This is a genomic window from Cellulomonas avistercoris, assembly GCF_014836445.1.
In the GTDB taxonomy this organism is placed as follows: Bacteria; Actinomycetota; Actinomycetes; order Actinomycetales; family Cellulomonadaceae; genus Cellulomonas; species Cellulomonas avistercoris.
The window spans coordinates 47,953-69,590 of sequence record NZ_JACSQV010000011.1 but is presented as its reverse complement, the minus strand read 5'-3'; the positions used below and the strand labels follow the sequence as shown (position 1 = coordinate 69,590).

The window sequence follows — 21,638 nt, the reverse complement described above, 5'->3', positions numbered from 1 at the left end:
AGGACCAACCGCGATGGCGCTGTTCGACCTGCCCCTGCCCGAGCTCGAGCGCTACCTGCCGGAGCTCGACGAGCCTGCCGACCTCGACGAGTTCTGGGCCGCGACGCTCGCCGAGACGCGGGCGTTCGACCTCGACGTGCGCCGCGAGCCGTACGACGCGGGGCTGACGCTCGTCGACGTCGAGGACGTGACGTTCGCCGGCTTCGGCGGGCACCCGATCAAGGCGTGGGTGACGCGGCCGGCAGGGTCGGCCACGGACGGGTCGTCGCTGCCCGCCGTCGTGGAGTTCATCGGCTACGGCGGGGGTCGCGGGCGCCCGCACGAGCGCCTCGCGTGGTCCGCGGCCGGGTACGTGCACCTGCTGATGGACACGCGCGGCCAGGGCTCGCGGTGGGGGAGCGGCGGCGAGACGCCGGACCCGGTCGGGTCGGGGCCGCAGGTCCCGGGCTTCCTGACGCGCGGCATCCTCGACCCCGCCGAGCACTACTACCGGCGCGTCTACACCGACGGCGTCCGCGCGGTCGAGGCCGTGCGGTCCCTGCCCGGGGTCGACCCGGCGCGCGTCACGGTGACGGGCGGCAGCCAGGGCGGCGGCATGACGCTGGCGGTCGCCGGGCTGGCCGGCGGCCTCGCGGCGGCCATGCCCGACGTGCCGTTCCTGTGCCACGTCCAGCGCGCGATCGCCCTGACCGACGCGGACCCGTACCACGAGCTCGTCACGTACCTGTCGGTGCACCGCGACCACAAGACCGCCGCGCTGCGGACGCTGTCGTACCTCGACGGTGTCCACCTCGCGCGCCGCGCGACGGCGCCGACGCTGTTCTCGGTGGCGCTGCGCGACCCGATCTGCCCGCCGTCCACCGTGTTCGCGGCGTACAACCACTACGGCACGCTCGCGGGCTCGCGTCCCGACCGTGCCATCGAGGTGTACGAGTTCAACGAGCACGAGGGGGGCGGCGGCTTCCAGCTCGACGCCCAGCTGCGCTGGCTCGCGGGGGTCCTCGACCGCTGACCCTGCCGGTGCCTGTGCGGCGGGCCCGTGGTCGGCAGGGCAGGATGGTCGGGCACTGTCATCCACCGAAGGAGAACCGCCATGGCCGCAGCGCTGCCCGAGGTCTCGGGCGCACCCGGCACCAAGCCCACCCTCACGTTCCCGGACGCCGCGCCGTCCGACGAGCTCGAGGTCGTCGTGCTCAGCCGCGGCGACGGCGCGCTCGTCGAGGCCGGGCAGGACATCGAGGTGCACTACCTGGGTCAGGCCTGGCAGGGAGGCGTCTTCGACAACTCCTTCGACCGTGGCTCCTCGATCAGCTTCCCCATCGGGGTCGGCGCCGTCATCGCGGGCTGGGACGAGGGCCTCGTCGGCCAGCAGGTCGGCTCGCGCGTGCTGCTCTCCATCCCGTCGCACCTGGGCTACGGCGACCGCGGCGTGCCGCAGGCCGGCATCAAGGGCGGCGACACGCTCGTGTTCGTGGTGGACATCGTCGGCGTCAGCTGACCACGTCGCCCTCGCGCCCCCCGGGGCCCCCCCCGGGCCCCGGCGGCGCGCGCGTGTCGCGGCCCGCACACCCGGTCGGGTCGCGGCCGATGAGTCCGGGCTCCGGCGCGCGTCTACCCCGCAGGGCGTCCGACGCGGACGCCAGGACGGAGACGACGGTGACGGACGACCTCACGCCGGCGGCCTGGGCGCGGCACTCGCGCTTCAGCGACCCCGGCGAGCACACGGGCGTGCTCGCCGCCCTCGGCACGTCACCCGCCGAGCTGCACGACACGGCGACGGGCATGATCGCGCACTACCGGGCCGAGGCGGACCTGCTCGACGCCGACCGCCTGCCGACCGTCGACCTGCGGTGGCTCGACGCGATCCTCGGGGCCGGTCTGGCGCTCTCACCCGCACCCCTCGCGGGCCGGCCCCCGAGCGACCGCATCGCCGGCTGCTGCCGGGACCACACGCTGCTCGGCGTGGGCCTGCTGCGCACGCACGGCGTCCCCGCCCGGTCCCGCATCGGGTTCGCGCGGTACTTCGCGCCGGGGTTCGCGCACGACCACGTCGTCGTCGAGCGGTGGGACGGTGCGCGCTGGGTGCGCTCGGACCCGGAGCTCGACGCCGCGTTCGGTGCCGCACCGCCGGCGGGTCCGCCCTTCGACCCGGCCGACCTGCCGACGGGGCTCGACAGCCCCTTCCCGACCGCCGCCGAGCTCTGGCTCGCGCACCGGCGCGACGGGCTGGACCTGGCCGCGTACGGGGTCTCGCCGCACATGCCGGAGCTGTGCGGGCCGGAGTTCGTGCGCGGCTACGTGCTGCTGGAGCTGGCGCACCGCCGCCGCGACGAGCTGCTGCTGTGGGACGTCTGGGGCAGCGAGCTCGACGGCCCGCCCGACGAGGCCACCGCGCTCGCGGACGAGGTCGCCGACCTGCTGGTCCGCGCGGACGGCGGCGACCTCGAGGCCGAGGCCGCGCTCGCCCGCCGCTACGCCGACGACCCGCGCCTGCACCCCGGGGACCGGGTGCGCACGCTGTCACCGCTCGGGCGCGAGGGCTGGACGGACCTGCGGACGAGGGTCACCACCTGGGACGCGTGACGCGTGCCGGCCCCGCCCGCGCCCCCCGGGTCCTCAGGTGCGCAGCCCGTGGCGGAGCAGGAAGTCGTTCGCGAAGACGCCCTCGGGGTCGCGGCGCGCCAGCAGCGCCACCTGGTCGTCCCACCGCGGGTACAGCCCGCCCAGCGTGCGGTCCTGGTCGGCGAACAGCTTGCCCCAGTGCGGGCGGGCGTCGAACGGCGCGAGCGCCTGCTCGATCACCGGCAGCGCGGCGTCGACCTCGGCCCGCAGCGGCTTCCACGTGAAGTGCAGCGCCACCCGGTCGCCACCGTGCGCGGTGGACAGCCACAGGTCGTCGCCTGCGACCGTGCGGATCTCGCTCACCAGCAGCAGGGGCGACGTGACGTGCGCGATGGCGCGCAGGGCCTCGATGGCCGCGACGGCGTGCTCGCGCGGGACGAGCCACTCGGACTGCAGCTCGGCGCCCGCGGACGGCGTGAAGTCGAGCCGGAAGTGCGGCAGCCGCTCGTGCCACGGCCCCGGCACGCCGCCCTGCCGGGTACAGGCCACGGGGTCCGGGCCGGGGACGGGGTGCACCGGCCCGGGCGCGGGCCGTGCGCCCTGCAGGACGTCGCCGGCCTGCGGCAGCGTCCACGCGTCGCCGTCGACGCGGTGCTTGCGCCACACCTGGCCGACCGCGTCGCCACGCCAGTCGGTGAACAGGCTCACCGAGTACGCCGACGACATGAGCGCGTCGAAGCGGTCGAGCGCGGCGGTCCACGGCAGGTCGAGCCACACCTCCTGCGCGACGTCGTACGTCGGCTGCACCGCGAGCGTCACGCGCGTCACGACCCCCAGGCCGCCCAGCGCGACGACCGAGCCGGGCAGCTCCGGGTCGTCCGGGCCGAGCGTGCGCACCTCGCCGCCGGCGCCGACGATCTCCAGCCCGCGCACCGCGGCGGACAGGTTCGGTGCGGTGACGCCCGACCCGTGCGTGGCCGTCGCGACGGTGCCGGCGACCGCGATGTGCGGCAGCGACGCCATGGTGTGCAGCGCCCACCCCGCCGCGTGCAGGTCCTGCGCGAGCTCGCCGTAGCGGACCCCCGCCCCGACGGTGACGGTGCCCGCGTCGGGGTCGATCACCGTCGGGACGTCGAGCCGGTCCAGGACGACGAGCGTGCCGGGTCCGTCCGCGAGGTCGTGGAACGAGTGCCGCGAGCCGAGCGCCCGCACGTGCCGGGCGCCCGCGACGAGGTCCGCGACCTGCTCGACGGTCTCGGGGTGCACGACCGGTCCGCCACGGAACGTGTGGCTGCCGGCCCAGGTGGTCAGGGCGTCGGTCATCGGGGTCCTCCTCGGTGAGGCGTCAGCGTGCGGGCGCGGTGACGAAGATGTCGAACAGCTCGGGGGTGTGCGCGTGCACGAGCACCATGAACACCACCGCGTCGAAGAGCAGGTGCACGACCAGCACGTAGGTCAGCGACTTGGTCAGGTTGAACGTGAACCCCTGGATGAGCGCGAACGGGATCGTCAGCAGCGGTCCCCACTCGCGGTACCCGAGTTCCCAGAGGAACGACACGAACACCAGGGCCTGCAGCACGTTCGCGGTCCAGAGGCCGAAGTGGCGGCGCAGCAGCGCGAACACGGTGCAGACGAAGAAGAACTCGTCCCACGTGCCGACGGCGTTGACGCCGACGAAGAGGCGCGCGATCTCCTGGCCCTCCACGACCGTCGGCCAGTTCTGGTACGCGCCGGAGGACAGGAAGTAGTACGGCAGCACGAGGTAGCCGGCGCCGACGACGAACAGCAGGTACGCCCACTGCGTGCGCGTCCACCGCTTGCCGGTGCGCCAGGGGAACCGGATGACGTGGTCGCCGTTGACGTGCCGCGACAGCACGTAGGGCACGATCACCGCCAGCGACAGCGCGATCGTGAACTGCACCATCCCGAGGTCCGACAGGTCGGCGGCCAGGGGGATGGTGCTGACGATGCACATGCCCGCGGCGACGATCAGCAGGTCCCGGCCCAGGACGCGGTCGACGGCCCAGGCCAGTGCCAGGCCGACGACGAGCGGCACGTACGCGAGCGGGCGCACGTGGATCGCGAACATGAGCACGGCCGACCCGCAGACCAGTGCGGCGGCCACGTACCGCCACCACGTGCTCACCGGGGGGCGTGGCTGCGTGTCGTCCACGCGCGTCGGCAGGGCTCCGGCTGTCTCGTCCACCCGGACACCCTGCCTCACGGGGCCCGGCCGTGCAGCGCGGTGGGCGGCGGCGCGCCGCCGTGGGTGCTGCTACGACTTCGACGTGCCGGCCTCGAGGATCGACACGATCGAGAACAGCGTGAAGCACACCGCGCCCAGCCCGACCATGACGTGCGCCCCCACGAAGAGGCCCGGCTGCCGCTCGGTGCCCTCGAAGAGGAAGGCCGCGGTGAACAGGCAGGCGAGCGCGGTCCCCACGGGGATCAGCGGGATGCGGTTGGCCAGCGCGAACACCCGCCGCCAGACCAGCGCGAGCAGCAGCACCTTGGACAGGATGCTGAAGCACACGAGCCCCAGGCCGATGAGCACGGTGCCTGGTGCCAGCCGGGCGGGGTCGTCCGACGCGAGCAGCACACCGATCCCGGTGGCGACGTTGATCGTCCCCATGGCCACGACCCACCAGGACCAGCGGAACCGCTCGGCGTCACCGAACTCGTTGCGCACCTGCCGCACGATGCTCGCCACCAGGGCGACGAGTGCCGCGCAGATCAGCGACAGCCCCGTCAGCACGTGCGCGGCCACCAGCTGCGGTGTCCCGCCCTGCGCGTACAGCGTGGCCGCCAGCACCAGCCCTGCCGTCGCGAACAGCGCCGGGAGGGCCACGAGCACCCTGCCGACGGCGCGCGAGTACGCACCGTCCGGCGGGCCGCTGCCCGGCGAGCGCGCGGCGGACTGCTGGATGAGCACGAACTTGGTCGACGCGGTCGCGACCGTGCTGACGCAGGCCGCGATGAAACCGATGCCGAGCATGACGTGCCCCGCGACGACGTGTTTCGGCTCGTCGCCGCCCGTCACGACGACCGCGCCCCAGATCATCGTGCCGATCGACACGAGGTACCCGAGCGCGGGCAGCGCGATCTCCCACACCTCGCCGTAGCGGTGGATGAGCTGCCGGATGATCGTCGCGGCCGTCGTGAACAGCGCGATGCAGATCGCGGTGAGCGCGATGTTCACGTGGCCGGCGACGAAGTGTGCGGCGTCGTCGCCGCCGGACAGGATGTCGAGCCCGAACGCGAGGCAGACGAGTCCCATGACGAGCGGGATCGCGCGGAACAGGATGCTGATGGTCCGGTTCATGGCGTCCCCCCGACAGCCGAGCCGATGTCCCCACGGTAGGCCCGGGCACCGGTTTCGGCGCGGCGGTGGCGCGAGCTACCCGAGCAGGGCACGCACGGTGTCGATGGTGTCGGCCTCGGTCGCCGGCTTGTCGTCGCGGTACCGCAGCACCCTGGCGAAGCGCAGCGCCAGCCCGCCGGGGTAGCGCGTCGAGCGCTGCAGACCGTCGAACGCGATCTCCACGACCTGCTCGGGGCGCAGCGTCACCGTCCACCCGTCGTCGGCCACCTCGAGCTCGCGGAAGCGCCGCGTCTGCCACGCCAGCATCTCGTCGGTCATCCCCTTGAACGTCTTGCCGAGCATGACGAACCCGCCGTCCGGGTCGCGTGCGCCCAGGTGGATGTTCGACAGCAGCCCCGACCGTCGTCCTGACCCGCGCTCGACGGCCAGCACGACGAGGTCGAGCGTGTGCCGCGGCTTCACCTTGACCCACGCCGCCCCGCGCCGGCCCGCCTCGTACGGCGCGTCGACCGCCTTGACGACCACACCCTCCTGACCTGCGGCGACGACCGACCGGAAGTGCTCGGACGCGACCGCGGGGTCGGACGTGACGACGCGCTCGACGACGTGCCCCGCGGCGACCTGGTCGAGCACCGCGAGCCGCTCGCGCAGGGGTGCGTCGAGCAGGTCGCGGCCGTCGACGTGCAGGACGTCGAAGAAGAAGGGGGTGAGGGTCGCCGACGCGGCGAGATCGGCGTCGCGGGTCGCGCTGCGCGAGGCGGTCTCCTGGAAGGGGCGGGGACGGCCCTCGGCGTCGAGGGCCAGCGCCTCGCCGTCCAGGACGAGCGTGCGTGCGGGCAGCGCTCGCACGGCCGCGACGATCTCGGGCACGCGCGCGGTGACGTCGTCGAGGCTGCGCGTGTAGACCCGCACGTCGTCGCCGTCGCGGTGCACCTGGATGCGGATGCCGTCGAGCTTGGTGTCGACGACGACCTCGGCCGCGGGGGCGTCGTCGCTGCCCGCACCCAGCTGCGCGACCGCCGTGGCGACGTCGGGCGCCGACTGCGCCAGCATGGGCCGCACCGGGCGGCCGACGGTGAGCGTGAACTGGTCGAGGGCCGCCCGCGCGTCGTCGGGCGAGGCGGCGCCGAGCGCCGCCACCGCGACCGCCTCGGTCTCGCCCGCCAGCATCGCGGCCCGGCGGACCGCGTCGGCCGGGACGCCCGCGGCCTCGCCGACCGCGTCGAGCAGCAGAGCGTCCAGCGCGCCCTGCCGCAGCTCACCGCTCACCAGCCCGCCCAGCAGCCGCTGCTCACGCGCGGTGGCCGCGGCGAAGAGCGTCCGCGCCGCCTCCAGGCGAGCGGTCGACGAGCCGGGACCGCTGAGCCCTGCCATGTGCGCGAACGCCGCGTCGACGTCGCGCACCGTCAGCGAGGGCGTGTCGGCGGGGCCGGGCATGCCGCTCAGCGACCGCCACCCCAGGCCGGTCCGCCGCTGCCGCAACTCACCGCCGAGGTACCGCGAGACGATCGCGACGACGTCCGGACCGTCCGCCGCGGCTCGTCGTAGCACGTCGACCAGCACCGCCCGCTTGGCGAGGCGCGACCGGGTCGCCGCGACCTGCGCGGACGCATCGGCGACGTCGTCGAACAGCATGGGGCCATCCTGACCCGACCCACCGACACCCGCCCGGCGTCGGACCGCCCACTCCCGCCCGCGTCGGGAGGCGGGGGCGACGGGATTGCTCTCTCACCACCTCGGGGGGTGACGGGTTTGCTCTCTCACCACCTGGGGGGCGACGGGATTGCTCTCTCACCACCTTGGCGGGTGACCGGATTGCTCTCTCACGCCCTGGGGGTGACCACCTGGTGGTGAGAGAGCAATCCGGGTACGGGTCAGGACGGGGGGAGGGGGCAGGCGACGCCCGTGGAGTTGACCGGGCAGTAGCCGCCCGGGTTCTTGTGCAGGTACTGCTGGTGCGGTCCCTCGGCGTAGTAGAACGCGCCCGCGTCCTGCACCGCGCGGATCTCGGTCGTCACGTCGCCGTACCCGCGGGCCTTGAGCAGCGGTGCGTAGGCGTCGCGGGTCTGTCGCGCGGCGGCCTCCTGCTCGGGCGTCGTGAAGAACACCGCGGAGCGGTACTGGGTGCCGACGTCGTTGCCCTGGCGGAAGCCCTGGGTCGGGTCGTGCTCCTCCCAGAAGTGCCGCATGAGGTCGACGTCGGACAGCACGGCCGGGTCGTAGGCGACCATCACCGTCTCGGTGTGGCCGGTGCGACCGGTGCACGTCTCCTCGTACGTCGGGAAGGGCGTGAACCCGCCCATGTACCCGACGGCCGTCGTGACGACGCCCGGCAGCTGCCACGCCTCCTTCTCCGCGCCCCAGAAGCACCCCGACGCGAGGTACAGCACACGGGTGCCCTCCGGCCACGGCCCCTGCAGCGGCGTGCCCAGCACCGCGTGCGTCTGCGGCACGGCGTACGCGTACCCGTCCCGGCCCTTCAGCGCGTGGTCCGCGTCCACCATCGTGGTGCGCAACGACGTGCCCAGCAGCGTCTCGAACAACGAGGCCATGACCATCTCCTTGGGAATCGGCTCCACGACGTGCAACAGGCGCCGCGCGGGTGGTGTTCCGGCGCAGGGCGCGCGCCCTCCCGCGCTGCCCGTGCGTGCACGGCCTAGCCTGGGTCCGTGACCCACGACCCGCTCGCGCAGACCCACGACTGGACCGACTCCGGCTTCTCGACCCGCGCCATCCATGCAGGTCAGGACCCCGACCCCCGCACGGGCGCCGTGGTGACGCCCATCCACCAGGTCTCGACGTACAAGCAGGACGGTGTGGGCGGCCTGCGGGAGGGGTACGAGTACTCGCGCTCGGGCAACCCCACGCGCGACGCGCTGCAGGAGGCGCTGGCCGCCGTCGAGGGCGGGGACGCCGCCTTCGCGTTCGCGTCGGGCCTGGCGGCGGAGGACACGCTGCTGCGCGCGGTGCTGCGCCCGGGGGACCACGTGGTCGTGCCCGACGACGCGTACGGCGGCACCTACCGCCTGGTCGCGCGCGTCCTGGGGCCGTGGGGCATCGACCACACGCCCGTGGACCTGTCCGACCCCGACGCGGTGCTCGCCGCGATCCAGCCGGGCCGCACCAAGGTGATCTGGGTCGAGACGCCGACCAACCCGCTGCTGGGGATCGCGGACATCGCCGCCATCGCGACGCACGCACGCTCCGCCGGGGCGGTGCTGGTCGTCGACAACACCTTCGCCTCGCCGTACCTGCAGCAGCCCGTCGCGCTGGGCGCCGACGCCGTCGTGCACTCGACCACCAAGTACATCGGCGGTCACTCGGACGTCGTCGGCGGTGCCGTCGTCGTCGCGGACGGGGCACAGCTGCCCGCCGGCCTCGTGGGGCCGACCGGCACGACGGCGCTGCGCGACGCGGTCGGCTTCCTGCAGAACGCGTCCGGCGCCGTCGCGGGCCCGTTCGACGCCTGGCTGACGCTGCGCGGCCTCAAGACGCTCGCCGTGCGGATGGACCGCCACAACGCCAACGCCGAGGCGGTCGCCCGCTTCCTGGTCGAGCACCCGGGGGTCCGCGAGGTCCTGTGGCCCGGCCTGCCCGAGCACCCGGGCCACGAGGTCGCGGCCCGTCAGATGCGCGGGTTCGGCGGCATGGTCGCGTTCCGCACGGGCTCGGTCGAGTCCGCGGTCGCGGTCTGCGACGCGACGCGCGTGTTCACGCTCGCCGAGTCGCTCGGCGGCGTCGAGTCGCTCGTCGAGCACCCCGGCCGCATGACGCACGGGTCCGTCGCCGGGACGGCGCTCGAGGTGCCCGACGACCTCGTGCGGCTGTCGGTGGGCATCGAGGACGTCGAGGACCTGCTGGCCGACCTCGAGCAGGCGCTCGCCGCCGCGGGACTGAGCCGGTGACCACGCCGGACGCGCCCGGCCCGACCGCGCCCGGCGGCGTGGCCGTCACGCCGCGCCCGCACCCCGTGCCCGCCTCCGTGCGGGCCTGGGCCGGCTGGTCGTGGCGCACGCTCGTGATCCTCGCCGCGCTCGCGGCAGGGCTCTGGCTCGTCGCCGCGCTCAAGGTGATCGTGGTGCCCGTCGCGGTGGCGCTGCTGGTCACCGTGCTGCTGTCGCCCGTCGTCGCGGCGCTCCAGAAGTACGCGCGCCTGCCGCGGGCAGCCGCGGCCGGCACCGCGCTCGTCCTGCTCATCGCCCTGGTCGCGGGCCTCCTCACGCTCGCCGGGCGGTCGATCGCCAAGGGCATCGCGCAGCTGTGGGAGCAGGCGCGGGACGGCTTCAGCGAGCTGCTGACCTGGCTCTCGGACGGTCCGCTGAAGCTCGCCACGGACGACCTCGACCGCTACGTGCAGCAGCTGCAGGACGCCGCCGCCTCGAGCGGGCAGCAGATCGCCTCCGGGGCGCTGTCCGTCGGCGTGACGGTCGGGCACGTGGCGGCCGGCGTGCTCATCGCGCTGTTCTGCACGCTGTTCTTCCTCATCGACGGGCGCGCGATCTGGGCGTGGGTCGTCGGGCTGATGCCCCGCGGCTCGCGCGAGCGGGTCCACCAGGCGGGCCGGCGCGGCTGGGTCACGCTCGGCGCGTACACGCGCACGCAGATCCTCGTGGCGGGCGTCGACGCGGTCGGCATCGGCATCGGCGCCGCGTTCCTGCAGCTGCCCCTCGTGGTGCCGCTCGCGGTGCTGGTGTTCTTCGGCTCCTTCATCCCCTTCGTCGGGGCCATCGTCACCGGCTCCATCGCGGTGCTCGTCGCGCTCGTCACGCAGGGCTGGGGGTCCGCGCTGATCATGCTCGGCGTCGTGCTGCTCGTGCAGCAGCTCGAGGGCCACGTGCTGCAGCCGTTCCTCATGGGTCACGCCGTGTCGCTGCACCCGGTGGCCGTCCTGCTCGTCGTCACGACGGGATCGCTCGTGGCCGGCATCGTCGGCGCCCTGTTCGCGGTGCCGCTCGCGGCCCTGGTCAACACCGTCGTGCTGTACCTGCACGGCCACGACAAGTTCCCCCAGCTGGGGACCGACGACCACGTGCCCATCCGCGCCAAGGGGCACCCGGTGCTCGACCGCGCCGTGGCCGCCGCGGCCGAGGCGGAGTCCGAGGCGCGTGCGGCGCGCGCCGAGCCCGACGAGGCGCGCGGGACGACGCCGGGCGACTCGCCCGTGGCCCCGTGATCGGACCGCAGGACGTCCGCGCGGCGGCGGCGCTCATCGAGGGCGTCGCCGAGCGCACGCCGGTGCAGCGCAGCCGCGCGCTGTCGCAGCTGGTCGGCGCCGACGTCTGGCTCAAGTGCGAGAACCTGCAGCGCGCGGGGTCGTTCAAGATCCGCGGCGCGTACACCCGCATGGTGCGTCTGACGCAGGAGGAGAAGGTGCGCGGCGTCGTCGCGGCCAGCGCCGGCAACCACGCGCAGGGTGTGGCCCTGGCCGCCGGGCTCCTCGGGCTCGACGCCGTCATCTTCATGCCGATCGACGCCGCGCTGCCCAAGGTCGCGGCGACGCGCGGCTACGGCGCACGCGTCGAGCTCGTGGGCACGTCGGTCGACGAGGCGCTCGTGGCGGCGCACGCGCACGCGGACCGCACCGGCTCCGTCCTCATCCACCCGTTCGACCACCCGGACGTCGACGCGGGCCAGGGCACCGTCGCGCTCGAGGTGCTCGAGCAGGTCCCCGACGTGGGGACGATCGTCGTGCCGGTCGGCGGGGGTGGGCTCGCGGCGGGCATCGCGGCCGCGCTGGCCGACCGGCCGGACGTGCGCGTCGTCGGCGTGCAGGCCGCGCGCGCCGCGTCCTACCCCGTCTCGCTCGCCGCCGGGCGGCCGGTCCCCGCGACCGAGCTGCGGACCATGGCGGACGGCATCGCCGTGGGCATGCCCGGCGCGGTGCCGTTCGAGGTGCTCGCGAGCCACCAGGTGCCGGTGCGGACCGTGTCCGAGGAGGACCTGTCGCGCGCGCTGCTGCTCGTCGCCGAGCGCGCGAAGCTCGTGGTCGAGCCGTCGGGCGCCGCGGCCGTCGCCGCCGTCATGGCGGACCCCGGGGGTTTCGCGGACGACGGGCGTCCGGTCGTGTGCGTGCTGTCGGGCGGCAACGTGGACCCGATCGTGCTGCTGCGCGTGATCCGCCACGGCCTGGCCTCCGCCGGGCGCTACCTGCAGCTCCACGTCGTCGTCGAGGACACGCCGGGGGCGCTGGCCGAGCTGCTGCGCGAGGTCGCGGCGATGGGCGGCAACGTCATGCACGTCAGCCACCTGCGCACGGGCGGCGACCTGGGGTTCAGCGACGTCGCGATCGACCTGCAGATCGAGACCAAGGGGCCCGAGCACTGCGGCACGGTCCTGACGGGCCTGCGCGCGGCCGGCTACCGCCTCGCCAGCTCCTGAGGCGCCGGCAGCCCGCTGAGACCGGGAGCCTGCCGAGACCGGGAGTCTGCTGAGACGCCGAGTGCGGGGGAACCGGCCCGAGCGCGGGTGGTCCCCACGCCCTCGGGCAGCTTCCCCCGCACTCGGCGGAGCAGGTCAGCCCTGGAAGGGGCTGGCCGCCTTGATCTCGACCGGGATCTGCCGGCCGTTGGGCGCCTCGTAGGACGTCGTGTCGCCGACCTTGTGGCCGTGGATCGCGGCACCGAGGGGCGACGTGGGCGAGAAGACGTCGATGTCGGCCGACCCGGCGATCTCGCGCGAGCCGAGCAGGAACGTCATCTCGTCCCCGGCGACGAGCGCCGTGACGACCATGCCGGGCTCGACGACGCCGTCGTCGGGCGGCGTGCCGATCTGCACGTTGCGCAGCTTCGCCTGGAGCTCGCGGATGCGCGCCTCCTGCTTGGCCTGCTCCTCGCGGGCTGCGTGGTAGCCGCCGTTCTCCTTGAGGTCGCCCTCGTCGCGGGCCGCCGCGATGCGGTCCGTGATCTCCTTGCGACCGTCCGTCTGGAGGTGCGTGAGCTCCTCCGTGAGGCGGTCGTAGGCCTCCTGCGTCAGCCATGTGGCCGCAGTCGTCTCCGTCACGATCGCTCCTTCCTAGCCTGGGACGCCACCGGTCCCGGCGGCGAGTGAGCCCCCGGCGGGACGGACGCAGGTGCGGCGCGGGGGCGGGTGGTGCCTGCCACCGCGGTCGCGTCGACCTGTCGTACGACGCCGGACCGGGGGCGGCGTAAACGCACAGCGTACCAACCGACCACGCGCAGGCGGTCTCCCCGGTCGGATCTCTCGCGTCGGGTCAGCCGACGGGCGCGCAGTCCTGCACGACGGCGGTCACCGCGAGCTCGACGGTGGGGATCGTCACGGTCACGCGGCGCGTGCGCGTGTCAGCCGGCGGCACGGGCACGTCGAGCACCCCCACCTGCGCGTACGACGAGGACAGCGCCTGCACGCGGCACGTGGCGCCCGCGCCGAGCGGCGTGGTGACGTCGAACGTCACCTCGGTCGACGTGGGGCCGTCCACGCGGTAGCCGACGTCCTGCCAGATGACGGGGTCGCGGATGACGCCGGCCCCGATCCAGGCCAGCAGCACCATCGTCACCACGACGGCCGCGGCCAGCGCGAGGCGCTGCAGCCGGCGGGTGCCGTCGGTGGGTTCCGGTCCGTAGCGCCCGGCGGGCGGGCGGGGGGCCGGTGCGACCACGGTGGGGCCTCCTGGGTGGCGTGCGGGTGGGGTGGTGCGGGTCATGCCGTGCACGGGCGGTGCCTCGAGTGTCAGCGGGGTGGGGGATCATTGTCTCTCGTCCCACGACCTGCCACGGAAGGACCCACGGTGAGCTCGGAGCGGCTACGGCTGATGGCGGTGCACGCGCACCCGGACGACGAGTCCAGCAAGGGCGCGGCCACCACGGCGCGGTACGCCGCGGAGGGCGTCGAGGTGCTCGTCGTGACCTGCACGGGCGGTGAGCGCGGCGACGTGCTCAACCCCCGGTACGGGCCGGCACCCGTCGGGCTGGAGGCGATGCGCGCCGTGCGCCGCGAGGAGATGGCCGCGGCGGCCTCCGCGCTCGGCGTGCAGCAGCGCTGGCTCGGGTTCGTCGACTCCGGGCTGCCGGAGGGTGACCCGCTGCCGCCGCTGCCCGAGGGGTCGTTCGCGACGCTCCCTCTGGAGGATGCGTCCGCGCCGCTGGTCGAGGTCGTGCGGGAGTTCCGGCCGCACGTCATCACGACGTACGACCCCACGGGCGGCTACCCGCACCCCGACCACATCATGTGCCACCGCGTCGCGGTCGAGGCGTTCGCCACAGCGGGCGACCCGGAGCGCTACCGCGGCCGGGGCGAGCCCTGGACGCCGCTCAAGCTCTACTACAACCACGGCTTCTCGCTCGCGCGCATGCGGGCCGTGCACGACGCGATCGTCGCGGCCGGCGGGGAGTCGCCGTTCAGCGACTGGATCGACTCGCGCCAGGCGCGCGAGGTGCCGGAGCGCCCGGTGACGACGCGCATCGAGTGCGCGGACCACTTCGACCAGCGCGACGCCGCGCTGCGTGCGCACGCGACGCAGATCGACCCCGAGGGCTGGTTCTTCGCCGTCCCGCGCGAGGTCGAGACCGCGACGTGGCGCGACGAGGAGTACGAGCTCGCGGAGTCCCGTGTGGAGACGACGCTGCCGGAGACCGACCTCTTCGCGGGGATCCGCGGGACGGAGCACGCACGATGACCTCCCTGCTCGCCACCGGACTGGCCGCGTCCGGCCTCGTCGCGGGGGCCCTCGGCGCCGGGCGGCTGCCCGGCCCGACGTACGAGAGCCCCACCGAGGGGTCGCCCGGCTTCGCGGGCTTCGTCGCGACGTTCGTCCTGGCGCTGGCCGTCATCGCGCTCGGCGTGTCGATGACGCGGCGCATGCGGCGCGCGTCCCACCGTGACCGCCAGCGCGCCGACGCGGAGGCCGCCGAGGCCACCGAGGCGCAGCCCGCCGCGGCGCCCGAGGGCGACGGCGCGGCCGACGACGGTGCCGGGCAGGCCGCGGAGCCGGGTGGCGTCGCTGCCCCCGCGGCCACCGCGGACCCGCCGGGCCGGGTGCCCGACGAGGAGTCGCGGTGAGCTCACGCCCCGAGCCGCCGCAGCGTCCGGCCGTGCGTGTCACGGTCGCCCAGCTCGAGGTCGGTCGGGACCGTTCCGCCAACCTGCTGGTGGTGCGTGACGCGCTCCGCGTCGCGGTACGCGCCCGCGCCGACCTGCTGGTGCTGCCCGAGTACGCGAGCGCGTACGACCCGCGGGGCGTGGGTGTCGACCTCGCCGAGCCGCTCGACGGTCCGTTCGTCACGGCGCTGCAGCGCGAGGCGGCAGCGCACGGCCTCGCGGTGATCGCCGGCACGACGGTCCCCGGCGGTGAGCCGGGAGCGGACGGCCGGCCGCGCGCCGTCAACGCCGTGGTGGCCGTGGACGCCCGCGGCGCGCTCGCGGGCGTCTACCGCAAGGTCCACCTCTACGACGCGTTCGGCCACCGCGAGTCCGAGCGGCTCGCACCGGGCCCTGCCGACGCGCCCCCGCTCGTGCTCGACGTCGCGGGCCTGCGGTTCGGTGTGCTGACGTGCTACGACCTGCGGTTCCCGGAGTCGGCCCGCCGCCTGCTCGACGCGGGCGCCGACGTCCTCGTCGTGCCGGCGGCCTGGGCGTCGGGGGACCTCAAGGCGATGCACTGGCGCACGCTCGCGGTCGCGCGCGCGATCGAGAGCACCGCGGCCGTCGTCGCGGTCGGGCAGGCCGGTCGCGGTGTCGTGGGGCGCTCGCTCGTCGTCGGGCCGGACGGCGTCGTGGGCCTCGAGCTGGACGAGAGCCCTCAGGTCCGCACGGTCGACCTCGACGCGGACGAGCTGCGGACCGTGCGGGAGCGCAACCCGTCGCTCGAGCACCGGCGCTACGCGGTGGTGCCGCGCACCTGAGGTCGCGGAGGCCGCTGAGGCAGCCTGGGGAGGGCCGGCTCAGCCGAGCCGTGCCGTGGCGATGGCCACGGCGACGAAGTGGGTGCCCCAGCCGATGACCGTCAGCACGTGGAAGATCTCGTGGAACCCGAACCAGCGCGGGCTGGGGTTGGGCCGCTTGAGGCCGTACACGATCGCCCCGACGGTGTAGGCGAGCCCGCCGACGGCGATGAGGTAGACGATCGCGGGGCCGCCGGTGGCCCAGAACTGCGGGAAGAAGCCGACCGCGACCCAGCCGAGCGCGAGGTAGATCGGGACGTACACCCAGCGCGGCGCGTTCAGCCAGAAGACCCGGGCCAGGAGCCCGAGGATCGCCCCCGACCAGACGATCAGAAGCAGCGTGCGCGCGGTCGAGGCGGGCAGGAGCAGCACCGCGAGCGGCGTGTAGGTGCCGGCGATGATGAGGAAGATGTTGGTGTGGTCGAGGCGCCGCAGGATCCCGGCCACGCGCGGCGACCACGTGCCGCGGTGGTAGACCGCGCTGGTCCCGAACAGCAGGACGGCGGAGATGCCGAAGACCAGGTTGGCCCAGCGCGCCGCGGGGGTCGGCGACATCGCGACGAGCACGACCGCCGCGACCACGGCGATCGGGGCGACGCCGGCGTGCACCCAGCCGCGCAGGCGGGGCTTGATGTTCTCCACCGCGGCCTCGACGGCGTCACCGACGCTCTCGGCGGCCCGCGCGAGCGGTCCGGCGTCGGTGGGAGCGTCGTCCTGCACGGAGGGTCGTCCGGGCGTCGGGGATGTGCTCATCGGAGGGTGTGACCGCTCTCTCGTCGTCCGTCACCTACGTCACCTACGTCAGCGTAGGTTACGCGGCCGTAGGTGCGATGTCATGGGACCTTTGCGGGTCCCGGGACCGAGCTGCTCCCGGAGGTGCGTCGCGGCGAGTACCGTGTTCGACGTCCGACGGTTCGCTCCTCTGGGAGGCTACGCGTGCGCCTGCCGCACCCGCTCTACGGCCTGTACGAGCGACGCCTGGCCGCCTCGCTGCGGCCGGACCAGGTGCCCCGGCACGTCGGCGTCATCCTGGACGGCAACCGTCGCTGGGCGCGCGGCAGCGGGCTGCCCTCGGCGACCGGCCACCGCCGCGGCGCGGACAAGATCAGCGACCTCCTGCAGTGGAGCGAGGACATCGGCGTCGAGGTCGTGACGCTGTGGCTGCTGTCGACCGACAACCTCGCGCGGGACCCGGCGGAGCTGGGCGACCTCCTGCAGGTCATCGAGGACGTCGTCGGCGAGCTCGCCGCCGAGCAGCGCTGGCGCATCCAGGCGGTCGGTGCGCTCGACATGCTGCCCGACGGCACGGCGTCCGCGCTCAAGGCGGCGCAGGACGCGACGTCGGACGTCAAGGGCCTGCACGTCAACGCGGCGGTCGGCTACGGCGGCCGGCGCGAGATCGCCGACGCGGTCCGATCCTTCCTGCGGATGCACGCCGACGCGGGGTCGAGCCTGGACGAGCTGGCCGAGGCGTTCGACGTCGAGCACATCGCCCAGCACCTGTACACGCGCGGTCAGCCGGACCCGGACCTGGTCATCCGCACGTCGGGGGAGCAGCGGCTCGGCGGGTTCCTGCTGTGGCAGAGCACCCACTCGGAGTTCTACTTCTGCGAGGCGTACTGGCCGGACTTCCGGCGCGTCGACTTCCTGCGCGCCGTGCGCGCGTACAGCCAGCGCGAGCGGCGGCTCGGGCGCTGACGGCGTCCCCCCGCCAGGTGAACGCTGTGTGACATCTCGCGTGTCGGGGTGGTTGCTGGGACATCTCGGACGTGACGGGGGTTACGGTCGGACGCGAAGGACGACGCCCGTCGTCCCGGGAGGCCAGCCCATGGAGCATGCGCTCCGGGAGGAGGGCCGGATCCGGCCCTCGGCCGGCCGACCCCGTCCCGCCGCCGAACGCCGGTCCGCCTGCGCAGCCGCGCCAGCGCCCGACGGGAAGCGTCCAGACCGGCGCTGAGGCGCCGAGGGGAGCCTGCCGTGGACCACACCGCGCAGCACGACCTGGGAACCACGCCCCCGACGAGCGGCACCGCGCCGTCCGGGACCCCCGACGGCCCGACCCCCGCGCCCCGCCTGACCTACGTGCTCGACACGTCCGTCCTGCTGTCCGACCCGCGGGCCGTCCTGCGGTTCGCCGAGCAGGACGTCGTGCTCCCCGTCGTCGTGATCACCGAGCTCGAGGCCAAGCGCCACCACGCCGAGCTCGGCTACTACGCGCGCAGCGCGCTGCGTCTCCTGGACGACCTGCGCATCAAGCACGGCCGGCTGGACTCCGCGATGCCGGTCACGGACCAGGGGGGCACGCTGCGCGTCGAGCTCAACCACGTCGACCCCGCGGTGCTGCCCGCCGGGTTCCGGCTGGGCGACAACGACACGCGCATCCTCGCGGTGGCCGCGAACCTGGCCGCCGAGGGGCAGCACGTCGTCGTGGTCTCGAAGGACCTGCCGATGCGCGTGAAGGCCGCCGCCGTCGGCCTGACCGCCGAGGAGTACCGCGCCGAGCTCGCGGTCGACTCCGGGTGGACGGGCATGGACGCCCTCGACCTGTCCGAGCAGCAGATGGCCGACCTGTGGGAGCACGAGTCGGTCGCGCTCGCGGACGTCGTGGTGGGCCCCTCGGCGCTCGTCGGGGGCGCGGGTGACCTGCCGTGCCACACGGGTCTGGTGCTGCACAGCCCGCGGGGCTCGGCGCTCGGGCGCGTCACGGCCGACAAGCACGTGCAGCTCGTGCGCGGTGACCAGGACGTGTTCGGCCTGCACGGCCGCTCGGCCGAGCAGCGCGTCGCGATCGACCTGCTGCTCGACGAGGAGATCGGCATCGTCTCGCTCGGCGGCCGCGCGGGGACCGGCAAGTCGGCGCTCGCGCTGTGCGCGGGCCTCGAGGCCGTGCTCGAGCGGCGCCAGCACCGCAAGGTCATGGTGTTCCGCCCGCTGTACGCGGTCGGCGGCCAGGACCTGGGCTACCTGCCGGGCGACTCGGCCGAGAAGATGAGCCCGTGGGCGCAGGCCGTCTTCGACACGCTGGGGGCGCTGGTCAGCAAGGAGGTCGTCGAGGAGATCCTGGACCGCGACATCCTCGAGGTCCTGCCGCTCACGCACATCCGCGGCCGTTCCCTGCACGACGCGTTCGTGATCGTCGACGAGGCGCAGTCGCTCGAGCGCAACGTGCTGCTCACGGTGCTCTCGCGCATCGGCCAGTCGTCGCGCGTGGTCCTCACGCACGACGTCGCGCAGCGCGACAACCTGCGCGTCGGGCGGCACGACGGGGTCGCGGCGGTCATCGAGGCGCTCAAGGGCCACCCGCTGTTCGCGCACGTCACGCTGACGCGCTCGGAGCGCTCGCCCGTCGCCGCGCTGGTCACCGAGCTGTTCGAGGGCATCGAGGCCTGACGCCCTCCTGCTCGTCGCGGGGGCGTCGGCCGGTGGGCCGGCGCCCCCGCTGCTCGTGACGCGTCGGCGCCGGCGGGTGAACCCGGCGCCCCCGGTTGAGGGACCGATCCTCCGGGCGTAATGTTCCGCGCGGAATAGGGACCAACGTCCCTCGACGACGCCGGACGGAGACGCTGTGCCCCGCGAGCTCACGACGGTCGCCCTCGTCGTGCTCGGCCTGCTCGACGAGCAGCCCCGCCACCCCTACGACGTCTTCCAGACGCTCGTCGAGCGGGGCGACGACCGCCTCGTGCGCGTCACGCCCGGCGCGGTGTACCACGCGGTCCAGCGGCTCGAGCGCGACGGCCTCGTCGAGGCCGTCGGCACCGAGCGCTGCGGCAACCGCCCCGAGCGCACGACGTACCGCGCCACGCCGGCCGGCCACGCCGCCCTGCGCCCGGCGCTCACGTCCTACCTCGCCGACGACCGACCCGTCTACGCGGACTTCCCCGTCGGTCTCGCGCACGCGCCCCGGCTCCCCGCCGACGAGGTCGAGGCCGCGCTCGCGCAGCGCCGCGACCGCGAGGCAGCACGGCTGGCCGCCCTGCGCGCGCGCTGCGACGAGGTGCTCGCGCTCGGCCTGCCCCGCCGCTTCCTGCTCGACGGCGAGCGTGAGGTCGCCCTGCTGGAGCGTGAGGTCGCCTGGCTCGACGAGGTCCTGCGCGACCTCGCCGACGGCACCCTCACGTGGGGCGGCCCGCCGCCCGACGACTTCCTCGCCGCGCGCGAGCACCACCGCACCCGCACCAGCGCGCCCGTCCGGCGCCCCGCAGACCGGAGCACGTCATGACCGCACCCGTCCCCGTCGACCTGGGCGGCCGCAGCCCGTGGAGCATCCTGCCCCCGCTGTGCCTGGGCTTCTTCATGATCATGGTCGACACGACCATCGTGAACATCGCCGTCCCCACGCTGCAGGAGGCGTTCGACGCGAGCCTCGTGACCGTGGGATGGGTCAACAGCGCCTACCTGCTGACGTTCGCGGTGCTGCTGCTGGTCACGGGCCGGCTGGGGGACCGGTTCGGCCCGCGTCCCGTGTTCGTGACGGGCCTCGTGGTGTTCACGCTCGCGTCCCTCGCGTGCGGGCTCGCGGGGTCGGTCGGCGTGCTCATCGTGGCCCGCGCGGTCCAGGGCGTCGGTGGCGCGCTCATGACGCCGCAGACCATGGCCATGATCACGCGCGTGTTCCCGGCGCAGAAGCGCGGTGCCGCACTCGGCGTGTGGGGTTCCGTCGCCGGGGTCGCGACGATCACGGGGCCCGTGCTCGGCGGCATCCTGGTCGAGAGCGTCGGCTGGGAGTGGATCTTCTACGTCAACATCCCCGTCGGCCTGGTCGCGCTGTGGCTCGCGGTGCGCACGCTGCCCGCGCTGCCGACCCACGCCCGCACGTTCGACGGGCCGGGCGTCGTGCTGTCGATCGTGGGGCTGGGCCTGCTGGTCTTCGGGCTGCAGGAGGGTGGCGAGTACGCCTGGGGCACCATCGTCGGTCCCATCTCGGTGCCGCTCGTCATCGGGGCGGGCGTCCTGGTGTCGGCCGCGTTCGTGCTGTGGCAGCGCCACCGCGGCGACGACGCGCTGCTGCCCCTCAAGCTGTTCGTGCAGCGCAACTTCGCGCTCGCGAACGTCGCGGGAGCGGCCGTGTCCTTCGCGATGACGGGCATCTTCTTCCCGTTCACGCTGTACCTGCAGCAGGTGCTGGGCCTCTCGCCGCTGCACGCGGCCCTGGTCGGGCTGCCGGGGTCGCTGATCTCGGGCGTCGTCGCGCCCTTCGCCGGGCGGCTGTCGGACAGGGTCGCCGGCAAGTGGGTCGTGTTCACCGGCTTCGTGGTGCTCGCGGCGTCGATCGGGATCCTCGCGACCCAGGTGCAGCCGGACGTCGCGGTCTGGCGTCTCGTCGTGCCCATGCTGGGGTTCGGCGTCGGGACCGGCCTGGTGTTCTCGCCGCTCGGCAACCTCGCGACCACCGGGCTCGACCAGCGCAACGCGGGTGCGGGCGCGGGCGCGTTCAACACGACGCGCCAGGTGGGCGGTGTCATCGGCTCGGCCGTCGTCGTCGCGGTGCTCACGTCGCGGCTCGCCTCGACGATGCCCGCGGCCGCGCAGGACGTGGCGCAGGACCTGCCGACCGAGCTGCGCGGGCCGTTCGTCGACGGCTTCCGCCAGGCGGCGGCCGAGGGCCTGGGCGCCGCCGGGGGAGGGCTCGACCTGCCCGCCGACGTGCCCGCCACGGTCGCCGACCAGGTGCGGGCGGCCGCGCAGGCGGCCGTCGAGGCCGGGTTCGCCACGGCGGCCGCCCAGACGCTCGCGGTCACGGTCGGCGTGCTGCTCCTCGGCGCCGCGTGCGCGTTCGCGATGCGCGGCGGCCTGTCGCACGTCGGCCCGCCGGCCACCGCGGACGAGGTCGGCACCGCGGCCCGCTGAGGTCCGGCGCG

General features: G+C 74.5%; 21 protein-coding genes. 13 read left to right on the top strand and 8 right to left on the bottom strand.

Features of this window, described 5'->3' with window-relative positions; genetic code table 11:
* Nucleotides 1-13 precede the first annotated feature (13 nt).
* The 3 genes from H9657_RS13155 (at nucleotide 14) to H9657_RS13145 (ending at nucleotide 2,583) form a co-directional block, all read left to right on the top strand.
* On the top strand, nucleotides 14-1,012 hold the full coding sequence (locus H9657_RS13155; RefSeq protein WP_191783873.1) for an acetylxylan esterase: 999 nt from the start codon (nucleotides 14-16) through the stop codon (nucleotides 1,010-1,012).
* A gap of 81 nt (nucleotides 1,013-1,093) precedes the next feature.
* The gene (locus H9657_RS13150; RefSeq protein ID WP_191783872.1) at nucleotides 1,094-1,498 is read left to right on the top strand and encodes an FKBP-type peptidyl-prolyl cis-trans isomerase; all 405 of its coding nucleotides are present in this window, start codon (nucleotides 1,094-1,096) and stop codon (nucleotides 1,496-1,498) included.
* 158 nt (nucleotides 1,499-1,656) lie between these two features.
* Nucleotides 1,657-2,583: a transglutaminase-like domain-containing protein gene (locus tag H9657_RS13145; RefSeq protein ID WP_318241482.1), complete on the top strand. Its 927-nt coding sequence runs from the start codon at nucleotides 1,657-1,659 to the stop codon at nucleotides 2,581-2,583.
* A 33-nt stretch (nucleotides 2,584-2,616) separates the two neighbouring features.
* Here H9657_RS13145 and H9657_RS13140 read toward each other — a convergent pair whose 3' ends face one another.
* From H9657_RS13140 to msrA, 5 genes are all read right to left on the bottom strand, one after another.
* Entirely contained in the window at nucleotides 2,617-3,885 is a 1,269-nt protein-coding gene (locus H9657_RS13140; protein ID WP_191783870.1) for an FAD-binding protein, read from the bottom strand.
* A 22-nt stretch (nucleotides 3,886-3,907) separates the two neighbouring features.
* Nucleotides 3,908-4,651, bottom strand: a complete 744-nt coding sequence (locus tag H9657_RS13135; RefSeq protein ID WP_225215290.1) for a CPBP family intramembrane metalloprotease — start codon at nucleotides 4,649-4,651, stop codon at nucleotides 3,908-3,910.
* A 186-nt stretch (nucleotides 4,652-4,837) separates the two neighbouring features.
* Nucleotides 4,838-5,884 carry a DUF2776 family protein gene (locus H9657_RS13130; RefSeq protein ID WP_191783869.1) on the bottom strand — a complete coding sequence of 349 codons (1,047 nt, stop codon included), beginning with the start codon at nucleotides 5,882-5,884 and terminating at the stop codon, nucleotides 4,838-4,840.
* 75 nt (nucleotides 5,885-5,959) lie between these two features.
* On the bottom strand, nucleotides 5,960-7,519 hold the full coding sequence (locus H9657_RS13125; protein ID WP_191783868.1) for an ATP-dependent DNA ligase: 1,560 nt from the start codon (nucleotides 7,517-7,519) through the stop codon (nucleotides 5,960-5,962).
* Between the two features lie 239 nt (nucleotides 7,520-7,758).
* Entirely contained in the window at nucleotides 7,759-8,436 is a 678-nt protein-coding gene (gene msrA / locus H9657_RS13120; protein ID WP_191783867.1) for a peptide-methionine (S)-S-oxide reductase MsrA, read from the bottom strand.
* Nucleotides 8,437-8,553: 117 nt separating this feature from the next.
* Here msrA and H9657_RS13115 point away from each other — a divergent pair, with 117 nt between their 5' ends.
* The 3 genes from H9657_RS13115 to ilvA are packed head-to-tail and all read left to right on the top strand — an operon-like array spanning nucleotide 8,554 to nucleotide 12,262.
* Complete coding sequence (locus H9657_RS13115) at nucleotides 8,554-9,789, top strand: cystathionine gamma-synthase (protein ID WP_191783866.1); 1,236 nt, start codon at nucleotides 8,554-8,556, stop codon at nucleotides 9,787-9,789.
* A complete protein-coding gene (locus H9657_RS13110; RefSeq protein ID WP_404813161.1) occupies nucleotides 9,786-11,057 on the top strand; it encodes an AI-2E family transporter in 1,272 nt (423 codons plus the stop codon). Before H9657_RS13115 ends, H9657_RS13110 begins: the two co-directional genes overlap by 4 nt.
* A complete protein-coding gene (gene ilvA, locus H9657_RS13105) occupies nucleotides 11,054-12,262 on the top strand; it encodes a threonine ammonia-lyase (protein ID WP_191783865.1) in 1,209 nt (402 codons plus the stop codon). The genes H9657_RS13110 and ilvA overlap by 4 nt, the downstream gene beginning before the upstream one ends.
* A gap of 135 nt (nucleotides 12,263-12,397) precedes the next feature.
* Here the strand turns inward: ilvA and greA are convergent, their stop codons facing one another.
* Nucleotides 12,398-12,883 carry a transcription elongation factor GreA gene (gene greA / locus H9657_RS13100; protein ID WP_191783864.1) on the bottom strand — a complete coding sequence of 162 codons (486 nt, stop codon included), beginning with the start codon at nucleotides 12,881-12,883 and terminating at the stop codon, nucleotides 12,398-12,400.
* Nucleotides 12,884-13,094: 211 nt separating this feature from the next.
* On the bottom strand, nucleotides 13,095-13,499 hold the full coding sequence (locus H9657_RS13095) for a DUF4307 domain-containing protein (protein WP_191783863.1): 405 nt from the start codon (nucleotides 13,497-13,499) through the stop codon (nucleotides 13,095-13,097).
* A gap of 129 nt (nucleotides 13,500-13,628) precedes the next feature.
* Here H9657_RS13095 and mca point away from each other — a divergent pair, with 129 nt between their 5' ends.
* Genes mca through H9657_RS13080 form a run of 3 tightly spaced genes read left to right on the top strand, consistent with a single transcriptional unit; the run spans nucleotide 13,629 to nucleotide 15,741 of the window.
* The gene (gene mca, locus H9657_RS13090; protein ID WP_191783862.1) at nucleotides 13,629-14,516 is read left to right on the top strand and encodes a mycothiol conjugate amidase Mca; all 888 of its coding nucleotides are present in this window, start codon (nucleotides 13,629-13,631) and stop codon (nucleotides 14,514-14,516) included.
* Nucleotides 14,513-14,899: a hypothetical protein gene (locus H9657_RS13085; protein WP_191783861.1), complete on the top strand. Its 387-nt coding sequence runs from the start codon at nucleotides 14,513-14,515 to the stop codon at nucleotides 14,897-14,899. Before mca ends, H9657_RS13085 begins: the two co-directional genes overlap by 4 nt.
* Entirely contained in the window at nucleotides 14,896-15,741 is an 846-nt protein-coding gene (locus tag H9657_RS13080) for a carbon-nitrogen hydrolase family protein (protein ID WP_191783860.1), read from the top strand. Before H9657_RS13085 ends, H9657_RS13080 begins: the two co-directional genes overlap by 4 nt.
* A 39-nt stretch (nucleotides 15,742-15,780) precedes the next feature.
* Here H9657_RS13080 and trhA read toward each other — a convergent pair whose 3' ends face one another.
* Nucleotides 15,781-16,533, bottom strand: a complete 753-nt coding sequence (trhA, locus tag H9657_RS13075; RefSeq protein ID WP_191783859.1) for a PAQR family membrane homeostasis protein TrhA — start codon at nucleotides 16,531-16,533, stop codon at nucleotides 15,781-15,783.
* 183 nt (nucleotides 16,534-16,716) lie between these two features.
* Here trhA and H9657_RS13070 point away from each other — a divergent pair, with 183 nt between their 5' ends.
* The 4 genes from H9657_RS13070 (at nucleotide 16,717) to H9657_RS13055 (ending at nucleotide 21,627) form a co-directional block, all read left to right on the top strand.
* Nucleotides 16,717-17,478: an isoprenyl transferase gene (locus tag H9657_RS13070; RefSeq protein WP_191783858.1), complete on the top strand. Its 762-nt coding sequence runs from the start codon at nucleotides 16,717-16,719 to the stop codon at nucleotides 17,476-17,478.
* 279 nt (nucleotides 17,479-17,757) lie between these two features.
* Complete coding sequence (locus H9657_RS13065; protein WP_404813160.1) at nucleotides 17,758-19,170, top strand: PhoH family protein; 1,413 nt, start codon at nucleotides 17,758-17,760, stop codon at nucleotides 19,168-19,170.
* A 175-nt stretch (nucleotides 19,171-19,345) separates the two neighbouring features.
* A complete protein-coding gene (locus H9657_RS13060) occupies nucleotides 19,346-19,999 on the top strand; it encodes a PadR family transcriptional regulator (protein ID WP_191783857.1) in 654 nt (217 codons plus the stop codon).
* Nucleotides 19,996-21,627 carry a DHA2 family efflux MFS transporter permease subunit gene (locus H9657_RS13055; protein ID WP_191783856.1) on the top strand — a complete coding sequence of 544 codons (1,632 nt, stop codon included), beginning with the start codon at nucleotides 19,996-19,998 and terminating at the stop codon, nucleotides 21,625-21,627. Before H9657_RS13060 ends, H9657_RS13055 begins: the two co-directional genes overlap by 4 nt.
* Nucleotides 21,628-21,638: the final 11 nt, after the last annotated feature.

What these genes read in the sequence shown, in the direction of transcription:
- H9657_RS13155 (WP_191783873.1), top strand. Translation starts at nt 14, where the DNA reads ATGGCGCTGTTCGACCTGCCCCTGCCCGAGCTCGAGCGCTACCTGCCG.
- H9657_RS13150 (WP_191783872.1), top strand. Translation starts at nt 1,094, where the DNA reads ATGGCCGCAGCGCTGCCCGAGGTCTCGGGCGCACCCGGCACCAAGCCC.
- H9657_RS13140 (WP_191783870.1), bottom strand. Translation starts at nt 3,885, where the DNA reads ATGACCGACGCCCTGACCACCTGGGCCGGCAGCCACACGTTCCGTGGC.
- H9657_RS13135 (WP_225215290.1), bottom strand. Translation starts at nt 4,651, where the DNA reads ATGTTCGCGATCCACGTGCGCCCGCTCGCGTACGTGCCGCTCGTCGTC.
- H9657_RS13130 (WP_191783869.1), bottom strand. Translation starts at nt 5,884, where the DNA reads ATGAACCGGACCATCAGCATCCTGTTCCGCGCGATCCCGCTCGTCATG.
- H9657_RS13125 (WP_191783868.1), bottom strand. Translation starts at nt 7,519, where the DNA reads ATGCTGTTCGACGACGTCGCCGATGCGTCCGCGCAGGTCGCGGCGACC.
- msrA (WP_191783867.1), bottom strand. Translation starts at nt 8,436, where the DNA reads ATGGCCTCGTTGTTCGAGACGCTGCTGGGCACGTCGTTGCGCACCACG.
- H9657_RS13085 (WP_191783861.1), top strand. Translation starts at nt 14,513, where the DNA reads ATGACCTCCCTGCTCGCCACCGGACTGGCCGCGTCCGGCCTCGTCGCG.
- trhA (WP_191783859.1), bottom strand. Translation starts at nt 16,533, where the DNA reads ATGAGCACATCCCCGACGCCCGGACGACCCTCCGTGCAGGACGACGCT.
- H9657_RS13055 (WP_191783856.1), top strand. Translation starts at nt 19,996, where the DNA reads ATGACCGCACCCGTCCCCGTCGACCTGGGCGGCCGCAGCCCGTGGAGC.